The organism is Pseudomonas sp. SWRI154 (genome assembly GCF_014268645.1).
Taxonomy (GTDB): Bacteria; Pseudomonadota; Gammaproteobacteria; order Pseudomonadales; family Pseudomonadaceae; genus Aquipseudomonas; species Aquipseudomonas marvdashtae.
Genome location: NZ_JABWQW010000011.1, coordinates 130,310 through 149,524 on the forward strand (window position 1 = coordinate 130,310; position 19,215 = coordinate 149,524).

At 60.1% G+C, this 19,215-nt stretch carries 9 protein-coding genes; 4 read left to right on the forward strand and 5 right to left on the reverse strand.

Features of this window, described 5'->3' with window-relative positions:
• Positions 1 to 67: 67 nt before the first annotated feature.
• Both HU806_RS12750 and HU806_RS12755 read right to left on the reverse strand, forming a co-directional pair.
• Entirely contained in the window at positions 68 to 427 is a 360-nt protein-coding gene (locus HU806_RS12750) for a PilZ domain-containing protein (protein ID WP_186611702.1), read from the reverse strand.
• Positions 428 to 699: 272 nt separating this feature from the next.
• Entirely contained in the window at positions 700 to 1,074 is a 375-nt protein-coding gene (locus HU806_RS12755) for a tetratricopeptide repeat protein (RefSeq protein WP_186611703.1), read from the reverse strand.
• A 337-nt stretch (positions 1,075 to 1,411) separates the two neighbouring features.
• Here HU806_RS12755 and pyk point away from each other — a divergent pair, with 337 nt between their 5' ends.
• Positions 1,412 to 2,863, forward strand: coding sequence for a pyruvate kinase (gene pyk, locus HU806_RS12760; RefSeq protein WP_186611704.1), 1,452 nt, complete (start codon positions 1,412 to 1,414; stop codon positions 2,861 to 2,863).
• Between the two features lie 84 nt (positions 2,864 to 2,947).
• Here pyk and HU806_RS12765 read toward each other — a convergent pair whose 3' ends face one another.
• Together HU806_RS12765 and HU806_RS12770 are read right to left on the reverse strand one after the other, a co-directional pair.
• Positions 2,948 to 3,895, reverse strand: a complete 948-nt coding sequence (locus tag HU806_RS12765) for an iron-sulfur-binding ferredoxin reductase (RefSeq protein WP_186611705.1) — start codon at positions 3,893 to 3,895, stop codon at positions 2,948 to 2,950.
• A complete protein-coding gene (locus HU806_RS12770; RefSeq protein ID WP_186611706.1) occupies positions 3,888 to 4,994 on the reverse strand; it encodes a GGDEF domain-containing protein in 1,107 nt (368 codons plus the stop codon). The genes HU806_RS12765 and HU806_RS12770 overlap by 8 nt, the downstream gene beginning before the upstream one ends.
• A 515-nt stretch (positions 4,995 to 5,509) precedes the next feature.
• Here HU806_RS12770 and HU806_RS12775 point away from each other — a divergent pair.
• The 3 genes from HU806_RS12775 to HU806_RS12785 all read left to right on the forward strand — a co-directional run bounded on the left by HU806_RS12775 (position 5,510) and on the right by HU806_RS12785 (position 14,443).
• Positions 5,510 to 7,033 carry a fumarate hydratase gene (locus tag HU806_RS12775; protein ID WP_186611707.1) on the forward strand — a complete coding sequence of 508 codons (1,524 nt, stop codon included), beginning with the start codon at positions 5,510 to 5,512 and terminating at the stop codon, positions 7,031 to 7,033.
• A gap of 223 nt (positions 7,034 to 7,256) precedes the next feature.
• Positions 7,257 to 11,675 (forward strand): SpvB/TcaC N-terminal domain-containing protein, encoded by a 4,419-nt coding sequence (locus HU806_RS12780; RefSeq protein ID WP_186611708.1) that lies wholly within the window; start codon positions 7,257 to 7,259, stop codon positions 11,673 to 11,675.
• On the forward strand, positions 11,672 to 14,443 hold the full coding sequence (locus HU806_RS12785) for an RHS repeat-associated core domain-containing protein (protein WP_186611709.1): 2,772 nt from the start codon (positions 11,672 to 11,674) through the stop codon (positions 14,441 to 14,443). Before HU806_RS12780 ends, HU806_RS12785 begins: the two co-directional genes overlap by 4 nt.
• Before the next feature lie 50 nt (positions 14,444 to 14,493).
• On the opposite strand, the gene HU806_RS12790 is transcribed toward HU806_RS12785, so the two are convergent.
• Positions 14,494 to 19,011: an NEL-type E3 ubiquitin ligase domain-containing protein gene (locus tag HU806_RS12790; protein ID WP_346657170.1), complete on the reverse strand. Its 4,518-nt coding sequence runs from the start codon at positions 19,009 to 19,011 to the stop codon at positions 14,494 to 14,496.
• Positions 19,012 to 19,215 lie beyond the last annotated feature (204 nt).

The following is a 19,215-nucleotide window of genomic DNA, read 5'->3' on the forward strand; positions in this document are numbered from 1 at the left end:
AGGGGGCTGCTACGCACCCCAGCGGGAGCAAGCTCCCTCGCCACGGGGTTACCGCAACGCGGTGGGCTCACGCCGATGCCGGCATTTGATAGAAGCTGAAGTACTGCCGCAGTGCGCTCACCAGTTTCCCGTACTCCGGCGGAGCCCATTGCAGGCTGAAGCCGGCGTCGAAATGCTGTGGTGTCACGTCTTCGTGGCACCACAGGCAATGGGCTTTCAAACGGATCTGCTGCTCCGGCCCTTCCTCGGTGGGCAGCTTCAGGCGCAGGTCGAAATCCGCGCCGAGCATCAAGGGCAAATGGCTGATGAGCATCAGGCCGTTTTCCGAAACGTTGCCCAGAAAACCGATAGGTTTCCCGTTGATGCCGTTGAGCACTTCAAGGCAATACGCCAGCTGATGTCGTGCAATCTGCCGCTCTTTGTACATGGTTTGTATCACTTTTCGAGTGGCCGATGACGCGGCCAATCCAGTGCTTCGGAACGAGCTTATCCCTGCCCGCTCTCCCCGACCCCGATGCCAGACGCTCGCACGCGAGCTAGCTAAAGGCTACCAGTGACAGGTGGTATTTCGAAATTAGAGTCCAGGCTCTACTCTCGATTTGTACAACTATAGCCCAAGCGCAAGCTAGGGCCGGCCGGGTGCGATACCAGTCATCGGTCGACAACTGGTTCGCAGAGATGGTTTCAACTCAATGAAGATCAGAACGACGTGGGGCGAATCGCCGAGGCGCCGCGGGTCGGGTAATGGCCCAGGCTTTGAAGGGTTTCGAGCCGTGCGCGGGCGCGGTAGGCGTACTCGCTGTTGGGGTACTGGGTGAGGATGAACTGGTAGGTTTGCGCCGCATCGACGAACAGTTTCTGCCGTTCCAGGCACTGGCCGCGCATCATCGAGACTTCCGGCTGCATGTAGCGACGGGCACGGCTGGCGCGGTCGACCTTGGACAATTCAAGCATCACCTGCTCGCAGTTGCCACGCTCGTAGGCCTTGTAGGCCAGGTTCATATGGTGGTTCATCGACCAACGGGTGCAGCCCGTGATGCTCAGGGCCAGGGCAATAAAAAGCACGAATCGCATGGGGAGGTTCTCCTGTCTTGAGCTCTTTATCGACCTGGGTAGGAAAATCTTCAACTCGAAAAAGGATCGGACGAGCTCTTGTGGCGAGGGAGCTTGCTCCCGCTGGGCCGGTCCGACGCTTCGGCGCAGCGGCCCTGAGATTCTGCGGTCGCTGCGCAACCGAGCGGGAGCAAGCTCCCTCGCCACAAGAGCGATGTTCGGCTTTAGTAGTTAAAGGCGCAAAAATTTTCAGGAATGTTCATTTCGAAAAACAAACGAATAAGTAGTGCACATGAACAATGACTACACCCAAAGACCATAGTAGCCTTCGCTAGCGCTTGAACTTGAGGAGTCTTGCATGTCCGTCCGTCGCACCAAAATCGTCGCTACCCTTGGCCCGGCCAGTAACTCGCCGGAAGTTCTCGAACAGCTGATTCTGGCTGGCCTGGACGTTGCCCGTCTGAACTTCTCCCACGGCACCCCCGACGAGCATAAGGCTCGTGCCAAGCTGGTGCGTGACCTGGCCGCCAAGCACGGCCGCTTCGTCGCCCTGCTCGGCGACCTGCAAGGCCCGAAGATCCGCATTGCCAAATTCGCCAACAAGCGCATCGAGCTGAAGATCGGTGACAAATTCACCTTCTCCACCAGCCACCCGCTGACCGAAGGCAACCAGCAAGTGGTCGGCATCGACTACCCGGACCTGGTCAAGGATTGCGGCGTCGGCGACGAGCTGCTGCTCGACGACGGTCGCGTGGTGATGCGCGTCGAGACCGCCACCGCCACCGAACTGAACTGCATCGTGACCATCGGCGGCCCGCTGTCGGACCACAAAGGCATCAACCGTCGCGGTGGTGGCCTGACCGCCCCGGCCCTGACCGAAAAGGACAAGGCCGACATCAAGCTGGCCGCGGAAATGGAAGTTGATTACCTGGCCGTGTCCTTCCCCCGCGACGCCGCGGACATGGAATACGCCCGTCAATTGCGCGACGAAGCCGGCGGCACTGCCTGGCTGGTAGCCAAGATCGAACGCGCCGAAGCGGTGGCCGACGACGAAACCCTCGATGGCCTGATCAAGGCTTCCGACGCCGTGATGGTGGCCCGTGGTGACCTGGGCGTGGAAATCGGCGACGCCGAGCTGGTGGGTATCCAGAAGAAGATCATCCTGCACGCACGCCGCCACAACAAAGCGGTAATCGTCGCGACCCAGATGATGGAGTCGATGATCCAGAACCCGATGCCGACCCGCGCCGAAGTGTCCGACGTAGCCAACGCCGTGCTCGACTACACCGACGCCGTGATGCTCTCGGCCGAAAGCGCCGCCGGTCTCTACCCGCTCGAAGCGGTGCAGGCCATGGCGCGTATCTGCATCGGCGCTGAAAAGCACCCGACCGGCAAGACCTCCAGCCACCGCATCGGCAAGGAATTCAGCCGCTGCGACGAAAGCATCGCCCTGGCGACCATGTACACCGCCAACCACTTCCCAGGCGTGAAGGCAATCATCGCCCTGACCGAGAGTGGCTACACGCCGCTGATCATGTCGCGCATCCGCTCCTCGGTGCCGATCTACGCGTTCTCTCCGCACCGCGAAACCCAGGCCCGCGCAGCGATGTTCCGTGGCGTGTACACGATTCCGTTCGACCCGGCTTCGCTGGAGCCGCACGAAGTCAGTCAGAAAGCCATCGATGAACTGACCAAACGCGGCGTCGTGGAAAAAGGCGACTGGGTCATCCTGACCAAGGGCGACAGCTACCACACCACCGGCGGCACCAACGGGATGAAGATCCTGCATGTTGGCGACCCGATGGTTTGATGATCGGCTGACAAACCAAAGCCTGGAAAACAAAAAGCCCCGCCATGTGAATGGCGGGGCTTTTTGTTGTGCTTCGCAAACTGCTCAGCCCGCACCGTTCTCGCGGGTGAGAAAGACATCCGCCAACAACTGATTGCGTGGCAACCCCGCCAGGTACAGACGCTTGGCAAACGCCTCGACCCGTTCCGGATGGCCGCACACCAAGGCCTGGGTCTGCCGGGACGTCAGGCGCAGTTGCGCCAGTGCCGCTGGCGCCTCGGCCCCGATGATCCACTCAACGCTCAGGTTTGGATGTTTGGCCGCCAGCGCCTGCAGAGGTTTTGCGAGATAGTGTCCGCAGGCGTCACGGGCCACATGTATCAGGCGAATCGCGCCTTGATGCTGCTGGCGCAAGGCTTCGCGCAAGATGCCGAACAACGGCGCCAGGCCTGTGCCGGACGCCAGCAGCCACAACGGCTTGTCGTGCCAGTCGGGGTCATAATGCAATGCCCCGCCGCGCAGTTCACCGAGGCGAATCGGGTCGCCAGCCTTCAGTTGTCGTGCCGCACTGATGAATTGGCCCGGTTCGCGACAATCGAGGTGAAATTCCAGGAAACGATCTTCCCCAGGCAGGCTCGCCAAGGAATACGGGCGAGCGACGTCACCGGCCCACAGCACCAAGTGTTGCCCGGCTCGATAACGCAGCGGTCGCTCTGGGGTGATGCGCAAGCGCAGCACGTCGGCGCCGAGCCAATCCACTGCCACCACCTCGGCGGCTTGGCCGTCGCGTTGCGGGTCGAAGGTGTGGATCTGCACATCTTCGGTAACTTGGCATTGGCACGCGAGTCGCCAGCCTTGGTCACGCTGCGCAGGACTGAGGGCGTCAGGTCGGCTGTCACGAACATCGCCGCTCACGCATTGAACCAGGCACGCATGGCAACTGCCGGCACGGCAACTGTAGGGCACCGGTACGCCGGCCTGGTTGAGCGCGTCCAGCAAGTTGGCGCCCGCCGTCACCGTCCATTGCCGGTCAGTGACTTTCAGCTCAGGCATCGATGTTCTCCCAGGCGGCGGCGCAACGATTTCGGCCGTCCCGCTTGGCACGGTACAAGGCCTGGTCGGCGCGCTGCAAGGCGCTGTCCAGGTCATCGCCCATTTCCAGCATCGTCATGCCCACCGACAGGCTGAGACTGCCGACGCGCAACTCGATCACCTGGACTTCGTTGAACGCCAGCCGCAAGCGTTCGCAACAAGCCGTCAGGCGCGCCGGGTCGCACGCTGGCAGCAACATGACGAATTCTTCGCCGCCATAACGGGCCAGCACATCACCTTCACGCAGGCAGGCCGTGGCCACGGTCGCGAATGCCTGGAGCACCTGGTCGCCAGCGGCATGGCCGTGCAGGTCGTTGATGCGTTTGAAATGATCGAGATCGATCAAGGCCAGCCCATGGGCGACGCCGGGCCGCAATGTATTGAGTTCGCGGCTCGCCAGGCGCAGGAAATGCCGACGGTTGAACAGCCCGGTCAGTTCATCGGTGGCCACCAGGTCTTCAAGCTGGCGCATCATGCCGCGCAGGGTGTCCTGGTGCGCCTGCAAGGCAAATCGTCGCTGGCGCATGCGTTGACGCGAGGTCTGGACGTAGCGGGCATACAACACCAGCCACACCAGGACGATGAACAGCACACACACTTGCAGACCGGCGAGGGTCGGATCGGAAAGCCGAAAGAAATAGCCATCCCACAGCGTAATGCCGGTGAAGCTGATGAACACCAGCGTCGCGCAGCGCACGAAGGCCCGTCGCGTCAGGTGGAACAGCCCGAACAGCAGGATCAACACATAGAACACCAGGAACACACCGCGGGCCTGATCAAGGTGCGCCATCATCCAGGTCTGCCAACCCAGGCCAATCCAGACCTGTATTTCCGTGAGGCTGGGGTCGGCGAAGCGCAGGTTGCGGTCAGTGATGAACAGCGTGAACAACCCGACCTGGCACAGCACTACCAATACCGTGCCGATGACGACGCCGCGCAACGAGTCGAGATAATGGCCACTGAAGAACGCCAGCCACAGCAACACCAGTGCCAGCGCATAAGTCGTGGCTGCCAGGGCGAAGCGTTTCAGCAAAAGACGTTGGATGGCGTTATGGGTCAATCGGTGACTCACCATGGGAAAGGGGGCTGATAGAGATGTCCTACGCTACAGGCCAGACGCCACTTTAGTGGCGTGTTCGACAAATGACCATTCAATTCTGGCTCAGAAAAATGGCGTCAAAGCAATGGCCTAGATTGACGCATCTGTGGGCGTCACCAACGCTCCCGTGGCGAGGGAGCTTGCTCCCGCTGGGCCGGTCCGACGCTTCGGGCGTAGCGGCCCCAAGATTTTGCGGTCGCTGCGCAACCGAGCGGGAGCAAGCTCCCTCGCCACGGGTTCAGCGTTTCATACCTTTAGCCCGTAGCTCCCATAGGCTGCCCGCCTGCGATATACTGCCGCGCCTTTTTAGCGTCGCGCCAGCATGCCCGGCGTGCCTTGACCTGGGGTCAGCTGCAAGCCGCAAGCTCCGAGCAACAAGCTGAAGCAGTACTCATACTGCTCTGAGCTTGCAGCTTGAAGCTTGCCGCTTGCAGCTGCCTCATAAAATGTTCCCGTCTTAGAGAGGAGCGCGACTCATGACCGTGATCAAGCAAGACGACCTGATTCAGAGCGTTGCCGACGCCCTGCAGTTCATTTCCTACTACCACCCCGTGGATTTCATCCAGGCGATGCACGAAGCCTACCTGCGCGAAGAATCGCCGGCGGCCCGTGATTCCATGGCGCAGATCCTGATCAACTCGCGCATGTGCGCCACCGGCCATCGGCCGATCTGCCAGGACACCGGCATCGTGACCGTGTTCGTGCGCGTGGGCATGGACGTGCGCTGGGATGGCGCGACCATGGGCCTGGACGACATGATCAACGAGGGCGTGCGTCGCGCCTACAACCTGCCGGAAAACGTCCTGCGCGCATCGATCCTCGCCGACCCGGCAGGCGCGCGCAAGAACACCAAGGACAACACCCCGGCGGTCATCCACTATTCCATCGTCCCGGGCAACACCGTGGAAGTGGACGTGGCGGCCAAGGGCGGCGGTTCCGAGAACAAGTCGAAGATGGCCATGCTCAACCCATCCGACTCCATCGTCGATTGGGTGCTCAAGACCGTTCCGACCATGGGCGCCGGCTGGTGCCCACCGGGCATGCTTGGCATCGGCATCGGCGGCACCGCCGAGAAAGCCGCGGTGATGGCCAAGGAAGTCTTGATGGAATCCATCGACATCCACGAACTCAAGGCCCGCGGCCCACGGAACCGTATCGAAGAGATGCGCCTGGAGCTGTTCGAGAAGGTCAACCAACTGGGCATCGGTGCCCAGGGCCTGGGTGGCCTGACTACCGTGCTCGATGTGAAGATCATGGATTACCCGACCCACGCCGCCTCCCTGCCGGTGTGCATGATCCCCAACTGCGCCGCCACCCGTCACGCCCACTTCGTGCTCGACGGCTCTGGCCCGGCCTCGCTGGAAGCGCCACCGCTGGACGCCTACCCGGAAATCGTCTGGGAAGCCGGCCCGTCGGCCCGTCGCGTCAACCTCGACACCCTGACCCCGGAAGACGTGCAGAGCTGGAAGCCGGGCGAAACCGTGCTGCTCAACGGCAAGATGCTTACCGGTCGCGACGCGGCGCACAAGCGCATGGTCGAGATGCTGAACAAGGGTGAAACCCTGCCGGTGGATCTCAAGGGCCGCTTCATCTATTACGTTGGCCCGGTCGATCCGGTGGGCGACGAAGTGGTCGGCCCGGCCGGCCCGACCACCGCCACGCGGATGGACAAGTTCACCCGCCAGATTCTTGAGCAGACCGGCCTGTTGGGCATGATCGGCAAATCCGAGCGCGGCCCGACCGCCATCGAAGCGATCAAGGACAACAAGGCCGTCTATCTGATGGCCGTCGGCGGGGCTGCTTACCTGGTGGCCCAGGCGATCAAGAAATCCCAGGTCCTGGCATTCGCCGAACTGGGGATGGAAGCGATCTATGAGTTCGAGGTCAAGGACATGCCGGTGACCGTTGCGGTGGACAGCAAAGGCGAGTCGGTGCACATCACCGGTCCCGCCATCTGGCAACAGAAGATCAGCGAAAGCCTCGCGGTGGAAGTGCAATAACAAGCACTCCCAGCTATGAATAAGGCCGGTGAGCGACAAGCCCACCGGCCTTATTTTTTTGGAACACATCCACCCCGTGGCGGCCCACAAGGTCTTCAGCACAGCCATTCATCGGCTGCACCCATCTACCTGTCAGATCTGACAGGTTACAGCCCTGCTCTATCTTGGCATTCTCACCCTGGCCGGGAATCAACCCCGGCGCGGATCAAAGGGATGAACGTCCATGGCAGAGCAAACGCCCCTCCAGATCATCACGCCGACCATCGCCGGTGGCGCGTCGATTGCGACCATCGGCAACAGCCTCGGCCCGGTGGGCACTCGGGGCGCGGCGTCCCTGTCCTTGCCGCTGCCCGTGTCCAACGCCCGTCACCTGACACCCTCTTTGGCCCTGCAATACAACAGTCAAAGTGGCAACGGCATGTTCGGCATCGGCATGCAGCTGCCAATCCCCAGCATCACTCGTAAAACCAGCAAAGGCGTACCGCTCTACGGCGACGACGATGTCATGGTCGGGCCCGACGGGGTGGACATGTGGCCTGATCTTGACGGGCAGACCAGCTGCACAGTGGGCGACCTGACCTACGCGGTGGTGCGCTATTACCCCAGGACCGAGAGTACCTTCGACATCTACGAACTCTGGAGATCCATCACCAGCCATCCGTTCTGGCGCGTACAAGGCAGCAATGGTCACTTGTATTGCTATGGAAAAAGCCCAGCGTCGATCATCGCCGATACCTCGCACATCGCCGAGTGGCTGTTACTGGAAGAAGTCAGCCCGCTGGGCGAGCACATCTATTACGAATATACGGAGGATCCCGCTGAGTCCGACGGCCCCCATGACTACCGCGCGCAGCGCTACTTGCGACGGGTCTGTTACGGCAACGCCACGGCCAGCGATACCTTGTATTGCTTCGCAGATGAAGATCCGGCCAACCTGGCTTGGCACTTTCATCTCGTCTTCGATTACGGCCAACGCACCCTCGAACTTGACGAAAAACCCGCCTGGACGGCCCCCGCCGAGACCCCCTGGCTACAGCGCGATGACCCGATCCACGCTTACCGTTACGGTTTCGAGGTCGGCACGCGGCGCCTGTGCCACCAGGTGCTTATGTTCCACCAGTTTCCCACCGACCCCGACGCAGAACCGGCGCTGGTGCGGCGATTGATGCTGGAGTACGCCGCCACCATCAGGGCTGGCTACAACTTATTGACCGCAGCCCATTATCAGGACTGGGATGCCGACGGCCGGGTCGAACACAGCCCACCGGTGGAACTTCAATACACCGACTTTGAGCCAAACCTTGAACCCAAGGCATTTTTTGCCTTGGAAACCATGCCCGGCCTGGAAGACGGCCGTCGCTACCAGTGTGTCGATCTTTATGGTGAAGGTATTCCAGGCTTTTTGTGTCGCTACAGCAACGGCTGGTATTACCGCGAACCTGAACGCGCCGCTAGCGGTGATAGCGAAGAAATCGGTTATGGTCCCTGGTCGCTCTTGCCAAGCATCCCGGTCGCCGCCGATCACTCGCCAGTGATGCAGGTGCTGACCGACCTGACGGGCAGCGGCCGCCTCAATTGGCTCATCGCCCAACCGGGCATGAGTGGCTTTTATACCCTCAACCCGGACCGCAGTTGGTCGACGTTCAAGGACTTCAACGCCTTCCCCACGGAGTTCCTGCACCCCGCCGCGCAACTGGGCGACCTGGCCGGCGACGGTCTGCGCTCGCTGGCCATGATCGGTCCCAAAAGCGTGCGGCTGTACGCCAACCTTCGCGAAGAAGGGTTCGCCCCAGGTGTGGAAGTGCCTCATGAACCGGACAGCGACCTGCCATTGTTCAGCGATGTGCGTAGCGAGCTGGTGCTGTTCGGCAATTTGCTGGGTAGCGACACCACCGAGCTGTGCCGTATTCGCTTCGATGAAATCAAATGCTGGCCAAACCTGGGTCATGGGCGTTTCGGCGAAGGTTTTGTCATGAGCGCCCTGCCCTTCGCCTACACCGAGTTCGATGCCGAGCGGGTGCGCATCGCGGATCTGGATGGGTCCGGGGCGCCGGCGCTGATTTACCTGCAAAGCGATTGTTTCGAGATCTATTTCAACCGCGGCGGCAACGGTCTCGAGCAAACTCCGCTGCAGGTTCCCTGGCCCGAAGGCCTGCGTTACGACCGTCTCTGCCAGGTCACCCTGGCCGATCTGCAAGGCCTGGGTTGTGCCAGCCTGATCCTGAGCGTTCCCCATCACGCGCCGGACCTGCACCCCCGTCATTGGCGCTACGATTTCGTCGCGACGCGGCCCTATCTGCTCAGCGCCACGAACAACAACATGGGCTGCAGCAGTAGCCTGAGCTATCGCAGCAGCGCGCAGTTCTGGCTGGATGAAAAAGCACAGCGCGTGACAATAGACGAACCGTTGGACTGTTTCCTGCCCATGGCCCTGCCGCTGGTGGCGCGCCAGCAACAGCTGGACGAAATCAGCGGAAATTGCCTGACCCAGCGGTTCACCTATTTCGAGGGCGACTACGACAGCTTTCACCGTGAATTTCGCGGCTTCGGCCGGTTGTATCAGCTCGACAGCGAAATCCCCGGCGCAGACATGGACAGCGGTTTTACCGCGCCCCTGCTGGTCAAGACCTGGTTCCACACCGGTCGTACCGTCGATCAACCCCTCAAGGATTGTTTCGAGGCCGACGACGATGCGCCGCTGCTGGGTTCCACGCTGTTGGTCCTGCACCATGAAAAGGATAGGGCCAACCAGGTCATCACGTCCGATCCCGAGACCGCACGGGAAATGGCCTACGCCTTGGGCGGCCACGTATTGCGCAGCGAGACCCATCACGCCGACTCCATCGCCATGCTCGAACCGTACAGCGTGACGCAACAACGCTACATGCTGCGTCTACCTTATCCGGACCATAAAACCTTATTGGTATTGGCGCTGGAAACGGTCAGCCATCAATACGATGGTTTCATCAACGACCCGCAAGCCCAACACAGCATCACCCTGGACTGGAACCGCTATGGCCAGCCGGTGCACAGCTTCGTCATTCATTACGCGCGACGCCTCACGGCAGACGATGATCCGCCCTTCGAAGATGAGGACGAGAAAACCTGGTGGCGCGATGCCCATGACGATCAACAACAGATCTTCCACATCGTCGAGAGCAAAGCCGAGCATCTGGACCTGGTTGACGAGATCGGCAAACGCATCCGGCTGGGCCTGCCCTGGCGGGCTCGGACCAATGGCCTGCAACTCCCCAAGGGCGACCTCCCCGGCGGATTGACGTCGCAACAGGTCAGCTACGAATCTTTCCTTGCGCACCAGGACTCGGATGAATGGAGAACCGCTCGGGTGTTGATCGCGCTTCAAGAGCAAAGCTACCTGCGCGATGAAGATGAAGCGGGAGAAATTCTCTTCCAGGCCTTGCGCAGACCTCTGGAAGTGGCCGAGTTCGACAAGCAAGCACTCGAAGCCTACGACGCCGTGCCTATCGACATTCGTACGGAACTAAGGACCATTGGCTTCGAGCCCATGGAGTTGTTCCTGAAATACCCAGGGGAAGGCGCCCAAGAGCTTTGGTCGAAAAAACTCGGTTTCGCCACGTATCTGCCGCTCGAAGGTTTCTTCCAGATTAGCGCCTTGCTTGAAACCCAGAGCCATGGCGTGACAACAACCGAATATGACGCCTATCACCTGATGCCGATCGCCGTAACACTCCCGGACGGCTGCACGACGCGCGTCGAATACGACTATCACTCGTTGCAGCCGCGAAAAATCACCGACCCCAACGAGAATATCCAGGAAGCGCTTTACGGTCCCGCCGGCGTGCCTTTGGGCGTCACCTTTCACGGCACCGAAAATGGCGCTCCGGCAGGCTTCGATTCCATCGATACTTATGAGCCGCCCGAGGACCTGTCTCCCGCTCACGCCATTGAGAATCCCGGGGACACCCTGGGCAACATGGCCAGCGCCGTGCGGATAGAAGATATGAGCTGGATGGGCGTGCTCGACTTGGCGGGGGTGTCGCCGGAGCACCGCGAAGAATGGATCAACGCCCGCTATGTATTGCCCAGCGGCCACATTCGCGACTCGGCGCGCGTTCGCCTGCCCCAATTGGAAACGCCTACCCCTGGCGAGCAATTGCTTTGGACGCTGATCCAGGCAACGGCCCGGGAACCGGCCCACAGCGTCGTACTGAGTGCCGACCGCTACCCGGGTGATCCATTGCAGCAGATCCGCATCGCCCTCAGTGCGGTCGACGGTTTTGGTCGTACCCTGCAAACCAAGCAATTGGTCGAGCCTGGGCAAGCCTATGCCGTGGCCGAGGACGGCTCGCTGGAATTGGACTCCGAAGGGCAACCGATTCAGCGGGATGCCGACCCGCGCTGGCGCGTCAGCGAACGGGTCGAGTACAACAATAAAGGCTTGGTCACGCGGGTCTACCGCCCTTATTTCGCCGATGCGTGGCGCTACATCAACGACGCCTCGTTGCGCGAACACGGCTACCACGACCGGCAGTTCTACGATCCGACAGGACGGCTGGTCAAGGTCATCAATGCCAAGGGGCATGAGGCCTGGCATGTCTACCATCCGTGGTACCAGTGCGATCACGATTACAACGATACGGATCCGGGTCCTGCCCAATGACCCCTCAGGGTCATCGAAAGACGCCGGTCGTGGCGGTGTTCGACGGGCGGGCAGAACCGGTACGGAGGGTAGATTATCTGCGCGGTTCGACCAACGACGAAACCCAACGGCTGGTCACGGCCCAGGCGTATGACGTCGCCGGACGCATCGTCGACCAATGGGACCCTCGCTTCCACGGCACGCAAACCGTCAGCCTGCACAGCATCTACAGCCTGTCGGGCACACCGCTGCGCACTGAAAACATCGACGCGGGGCTGCGTTGCGAATTACCTGGCCTGGCCGGCCAGCGCCTGCACAGCTGGGATGCCCGCGGCAGCGAACAGCAAACCGAATACGACTCGCAGTTACGCCCCACGCAGATCCGCGAACGCGGCCAAGACCAGGCCTGGGCCACGGTTGGCCGCCTGCGCTACGCCAGTCGCTCGACCGAAGACGCCCTGCACAATCGCTGCGGCCAACTGGTGGAGCACTACGACACGGCTGGACTGGTCACCGTTGCCGACTTTTCGCTGGCAGGCTTGCCGCTGGATCAAGGACAACGGTTCCTGGACACGCTGGAGCTACCCGACTGGCCGGACGACGAAGCAGGCCGCGAGCGTTTGCTGGAGCCTGCCCGCTACGACACACGCTGGCACTACGACGCCGTGGGGGATGCCTTGGGCCAGACGGATGCCAGGGGGCATAAGCAAAGCATTGAGTTCGATGTGGTCGGACAACCCAAGCGTGTGCATTTGCAATGGAGCGACAGCCCCACTGCCGAGCTGATCGCCCATGAATTCCGATACTCCGCCGCGGGCCAGCGCCTGGCATACACTGCCGGTAACGGCATCAAGACGACCTTTGCCTATGGCCTGGCCGACGGACGCCTGACTGAGCTCAAAGCCACGAAAGGCAGCGATATCCACCAGTATTTGAGTTACCTCTACGACCTCGTCGGCAATGTCACGTCCATTACTGATCACACCCATGTCGTGCGTTACCACGCCAACCAGCGCAGCGAAGGCGTTCGGACCTTTATATATGACAGCCTCTATCGCCTGGAGAGCGCCACGGGACTGGAAATGTCCGGGGCGGGTACGCAACCGGGATTGCCGGAGCTCGTCCCGCCCTCCGACCTGACCCTGCGAACCCCGTACACCCAACGCTACGAGTATGACCACGGCGGCAATCTGGAGAAATTGGTCCACAGCAGCGCCACGCCAGGTCAGGCGCATACGCTGCGCCTGACCATGGACGCATCGAGCAATCGCTGCCTGCAATGGCAAAAGGGCGAGGCAGCTCCCGGCGACAATCTGGACTTCGATGTCGGTGGCAATCAATTGAGCCTGCCCTCCTGCGGACAACACTTGACCTGGAACTGGCGCAATCAATTGCAGAAGGTGACCCAGGTTGAACGCCAAAATGCCGAAGACGACGCCGAGTACTACAGCTACGACGCCCTGGGCAGTCGCATGCGCAAACGGCAAAACACCCAGGCCGCTTCCGTCACCCATGTGCGCGACGTGCGTTATTTGCCGGGCTTGGAAATCCGCACCTTGGATGACAGCGAAGAACTGCACGTCTGCACCTTGCAAGGCCCGGCGTCCAACGTGCGTGGACTGTACTGGGCCAAAGGCCGGCCGGCTGAAATCGATCAAGGCCAGCTGCGCTACAGCCTTGAAGATCATCTGGGTTCGTTGGTCATGGAACTGGACCAGAACGCCCGGCTCATCAGCCACGAAGGTTACTACCCGTTCGGCGGCACGGCGTGGTGGGCGGCGGTTTCCCAGGTGCAGGCCAGTTACAAGACCGTTCGATATTCCGGTAAGGAGCGGGATACGAGTGGGCTTTATTACTACGGTTTTCGTTATTACGCAGCGTGGATGATGCGCTGGATCAACCCGGACCCGGCGGGACCGGTGGATGGATTGAATTTGTATGCGATGGTGGGGAATAACCCATTGTCTTTCTTTGACTCGACAGGGCTCAACAGGACGGAGCGCAAAGAGGCTTTCCGCACCAGTAATACCGCTCGGGTCGCGGACGTGACGACCGCTAATGCCAAATTAAAGCAAAGACTTGGGCAGGAGGCGGACGTCAAGAAACTCAAACCCGCACAGAAACAACAATTCATCGCCAAGGAACTTACGAAAACGAATGACCCGGGCAAGGAGTTCACCAAACGCGTACTGGACACCAAATTGGTTGCGTTTGCAGCCGTCCTAAATCCCGAGACCAATGAAATTGTTCAAGATTTTTACAACTTGAACGTTTCCCCCAACGGCGCCCAGGCGTTCCATGGCATGCAGCAATACAGTGAGATTGACGGCAGCTATGGACAGCCGTTCTCGCTGGGCGCCTCTGCGATCAGGGACCTTAATGTTTTTGTCGGGACTTTGGAGACTGAATATCAACGTCCTGACAACGCACGGGGCAGGAACAACCCGTTGCATCAAGTGACGATTGAAAATATCAAAACACATGTGATAGCCAGTCACTACATCGTACCGATTTCTGCGGGTGTGCCCGGAGCGCATGCCGAGGTGCAAGCGTTGAACTTCGCTAGAAACAAGTGGGGCACTGACCTCGTGGAGGCTGGAGAAATTGCCATTGATACCCGATTATTGCGAAGTGGCGAGGGTCAAGGAGACGATTTTATAGCGTGCTTTAATTGTGCGGGAATTATTCCCGAAAACATTGAAATCATAAGTGGAAGAACGCAACCTGATTATAGCCAGTACAGAACCGCGCTCGCCGCCATTCCTTCTCAGTTTTTAAGACCGCAATGAACGGCATTTCGCCAGCGGCGGCCTGATCACTCAGGGCCGCCGCTCTTCTACTATTTTTCTGTTCTACTCAAGATCTCACCCGTCAAACGTCTGTACAGTGTTTTTCTCTCATCACCTAGTATATTGATTTGTCTGGCGTACTCATCGACCGTCAAGGCTCGCCCCTCCCACGACTCAAACAAGGCATCGGCCTTCGCAGCAAAAATCCTTTCATTTTCCTCGATGTCGCTTGGGTACCGACGTCTGAGATAAGCCTGCCAGAAGTCTTGGCCAATGATTTGATTAACTCGCCCATCACCCGCCTCCAGTTCAATAACGGTCCGATAAGCATCTTCCAGCATTTGCTCATCGACACCGGAAAGCTCACCAAACAACATGCCCTCGGACTGCCAAGGCAAGGCCAGTCGTTTTGCAAGGCCGGTTTGATAGGCCAGGTACGTTTCCACCTCATCGATCGTCCCGGTTATCTCTCCATCCTCGTCAACCTCTTGGAAACTCTCGCCGGAATCCAGTCGTTGCTTGATGGCGGCCCGTGCAATTTCATTCAGTTGATCAAGGCGCGACTTGCCTTGGGCAAGCCCAACGAGCTTGGCTTCAACTTCCTGTGCAGAGGCCGAACGATAAGCTTCATGGATCAGGACCTTGACGCCCATCTCATTGAATATCTGGGAGCCGGCGTCGGCACAGGAATCTGGATTTATCGCGATACGGAACAGCTCCTCGCGCAACTCAGTGTTTTCGCTCATGGCCGTCAGCATCCGCCAGACCCGGCTGATGATTCCGGGGCGTCTTGAAAGGTCCGAATAATCGGCGGACTCCGTCAGTTGCGTAAGGAGATCGAAGAACCCCTGGGAATCCGGCTCTGCTTCAAGGTCGTCCCAACGTCGCTGTAAAGCGGTGCCAGGTTCGGACAGGCTTCCTTCAAGCCAATACCGACAGCCGTCCTCGCCCGTACGGGGCCGGGTACGCGCCGGATCGTAGCCCACCGACTGCATGTACGCGTCCAATTGGCGGTGAACTTCGTCGGCGAGCGTATCCCTGTCCAGCCTTGTTCGCGCAATCAAGCGCGCCTCAGGCCCACCTTCTGGCACTTGGGGCAGTTGGCTGATAGGGTTGCCAGACAAATTCAATTCAAAATCCCGCGGTCGTGACACTTCAAACAAACCGCTCGGCCAGTCTTGCAGGCCAGTGTTTTGCAGATCCAACACCCTGAGGGCCGGCATCTGACCGATATCCGGTACTGCGCCCAGGCTAGGGTTGTTATCCATCCGACAGACTTCGAGCGCCCCCAAAGCACTCAACTCGTGAACCATTTGCGGTGACAGCCGAAGTTGATTCGCTGAACAACTCAACACCCTGAGACCACGAAGGTGTGGCAATGCCGATGTCAGATCGGTCAGATCATTATGGTCAAGGTAGACTTCTCTCACGTTGGGGAAATGCTCGAAAAAAACAGAAAGGTCGCCACGCACCTTGGCATATTTAAGACGCACGACAGCCACATGTTCAAAACCGGCATTGAGTGGCGGTAGCGTTTCCAGAAACTGTTCTACCGTCTTGAAACTCAAATCCAGTATCTGCTCACGCAGGGGTTGCCCCGGCTCGTTTGCGGAGGGTGCGTATTTTCCCTGCCAGCTTTGCCTTATCGCCTTGGCTATATCGCGACGATGGTATTCCTGATTGTGAGCCGAACGCTCGCCGGACGGCGTGGAGGTCCAACTGTCCAACGCCTGATTTAATGCATCGAACTCGGCCTCTTGCCTGGTCAGGGACGCCATGAGCTGCATGTCGCTGGAAAACGATTGCCTGAATTCAGCGAAGACATCAGTCGTAGCTGATGGATACAGCACCTTGAACCGCGCCTCCAGGCTTAAGGCATCACCGGTTCCAAGCAATTGCTCATCGAGCCGCGCATAGCCCGGTTGCTCCCCGAGCAAACGCGCGACTATAGGTGGATCCTCCGCCGTCCCGGCAGCGTTCAGCAGGACTTTGCGAAACGTCACCCGGTCCAGCGGCGCTTGTTGAACAGCCTTCCTCAGCAAGGGCCCATCGCCCAGGTTGTAACCCAACGCCCGACGTTCAGCCTCGGTCAAGGCACTCAAAATGTCAGTGTAGAAATCGTCAGCACTGTCCACAGAGTTACCTTGCTCGCCAAACAACCAAGGCGTCGCTTCTTCCACCGGCACAAGCACCTTGCGCACCACCGATGACGACGGCCCGACGCTGTCGAGCAGCGGCCCCTCCAGCGCCCCGTCACGAATCTCGATACGCACGTGCGCCGGCCAACCCGGCAGATGCTCCAGGCTGTGCAACGCCAACCGCCAGGTGTCGGGGTTGCCCTTCGTGGGCAAATACAAGCCTTCGTAGGCCTGGACAATCCGCCATTCGCCCATGGCCGTACGGGCCGCCTGGCGCAGGCGCAGAGGCAAGTTCCCTCGCTCACTCATCTGCCGGCGCTCCACCTCGGTGACGTCAACCAGCAGCTCGTCCGCCACGGCACGGGGCAGTAGGGGAAATTCATCGCGCAAGACCTTGGCACCGGCACTGCTCGCCTCGTCGACCGGCTCGATACCGGTTGGACTGCCCTGCGCAACCCGGAAGCGCTTGATGGTTTCGGTCAGCAATACCGGGGGCCGCGCATGCTCGACATGCAGTTGACGCAGGCTTGCCTCTTCGACGCCGCTGACGATACGGATCTGCTCCAGGGTTTCGTCCGAAAAAGATTCGACGCTATGCCCCAGGCGCCGCATCAGTGTCGTCCCTTGCCAGCTCAACGGGCGTTCGCCCTCATGGACCCAGGCGCCCGCCTCGTTATGGGCGAGCTTTGGCGCATACGCATCGGCGCGTACGGGATGTTGAATCCGATACTGCCCCGAACCCACGGCCTGCTCGACGACGAACGGCCGGTCGTCGAGCAACAGCACCTCTCGTCCTTGGTGACGATAAAGGCCATTGGCTTGTGGTCTAGCGTTCGTCTCAAGGTCCAGCGACTGCTCATAGGGCGCGAGATCGGGGTGCCATAGACGCGATTGCCCATCGCGGCTCTGGACCACCTTCATCTGCTCGACAAACGGCGAAGGCCGCGTGGAACGCACAGCCCCCAGCACTTTGCCCCCCGCCACGAAAAGCCCCATGAGCGCCATGTTTTCGGCCACCCCGAGCAAATGCGCGGCCGCTTCGGCACGTCGGCCCTGGGACCAATCGACGATCCCTTCAAAGGTTTCATCGAGGAGTTGATAGGCGGTATAGGCCATCAATGCTTCGCCAAGTACCGGCACAAACGACGCTGCCGTAAACGCGGCCATCTCCAGCACCGTCTCGGCCACCTGCATGAAACTGTCCCAGCGAGCCCACCGGGACTTGAGATCTTCATCTCCCGTCGGCACGGCTATCAGGCGGGCGTCCTGGAAAATCTGGTTCAGCCGTTGTTCGAACCCATGCTCCCAGAGATCGTTATTGACCTGCCGGCAAGTCATCCGCAGCTTGGGATTTGCCACCGGCTCACGCCGGGCCTTGAACAACTGGGCATCCAGCGCGGCGAAAAAACGTTCGCGGTTGGCCAGGGGAATGAAGCGGCTGAAAAACTGCCGGTAACGTTGCGAACGCAATCGAACGGCCAGCGCTGCCAGGAACGCCGCCGTGGAGCTGTACTGTTTTAACGGATGCTCGGGATCGTGAGGGATATAGACCACGACCGGTTCGACTTGCCGGCTCTGCTCAAGATCCGGCGCAATCATGACGATGCCGGTCAGGCGAGTGTCGAGCAGGCAAAGGTCGTGGCAATACTGCGACTTGCCGCCGTGGCTGACACTTCGCTGGCCAGTCATCAAGCCCTGCAACGCTTGGTGAAGCTGCGGGCTGATATCGCCTTTGATCCGCGCCAGCGCCGCTGCCGCCCGGAAGGCGTCTTTGTCGTCGTTCTGGAAACACTCCTGCGCCACGGCACTGGCGACGGGCTCATCGCGCAGATTTTTCGTCAGGTAGGCCTGGTAGCGGCCACCGATGTCCAAGTCCCGGCAAAGCGCCACGAATACCGGCAGGGTCAGCGTGTCACCGACAGGCAAGATATCGAACTGCCCACTCGCGCTGGGTCGGGTAATGAAACTGGACGCTTCGTCGAAGTAGCCTGGGCGCCCCTCTTTTGCCTCGAAGTTTTGCAGGGCGGCATCCAGCAGGGAAATCGTTCGAATCCTGTAGGCGACGGCCACCCCTTCGGGAATGTAGAGCCGCAGATACGTTTGCTTGACGTCCAGCGTCAGGTTGCAACGCTTTTTCAACGCGGCGACCAACAGCGGCTCGGCGAATGCTTCGATCGACCGGAGCCGACCGAGCATTTGCGTCAGTTTGCCGTGGGATGTCCAGCTGGCTTGCAACGCGCTTTTAAGCTGATCCCGATCCGCGGCGCTGGCCTGGGCTAACCACGGTGGTATCGGGCCAGCGGCTTTTATCAGTGCCGTGCGTTGTTCTGATGAAAGCCCCGACAGCCAATCGGGCATCGAATGGACGAGCCATTGCTGGGGGTTGGTCAGTAGGGAGGTCTTCGTGACCAATGCTTGCAGGGTAGTCATGTATTGCCGTCATCCGTGACAAGTGAGCCCGGGAAGCTAAACGACGCGGCCCGTCGGAACCAGCCGAAACTTGTGTCCGGACACAACACGGCGGCCCGAACAATTCAGCGATCAGCCCCGCCGGGAGCCGTCACGCCAGGCCTGTTTGGTGCTCGCAAGCAACATGCTATGGTTCGCCCCCGACTTCTACCGGTTTGCGCCTGC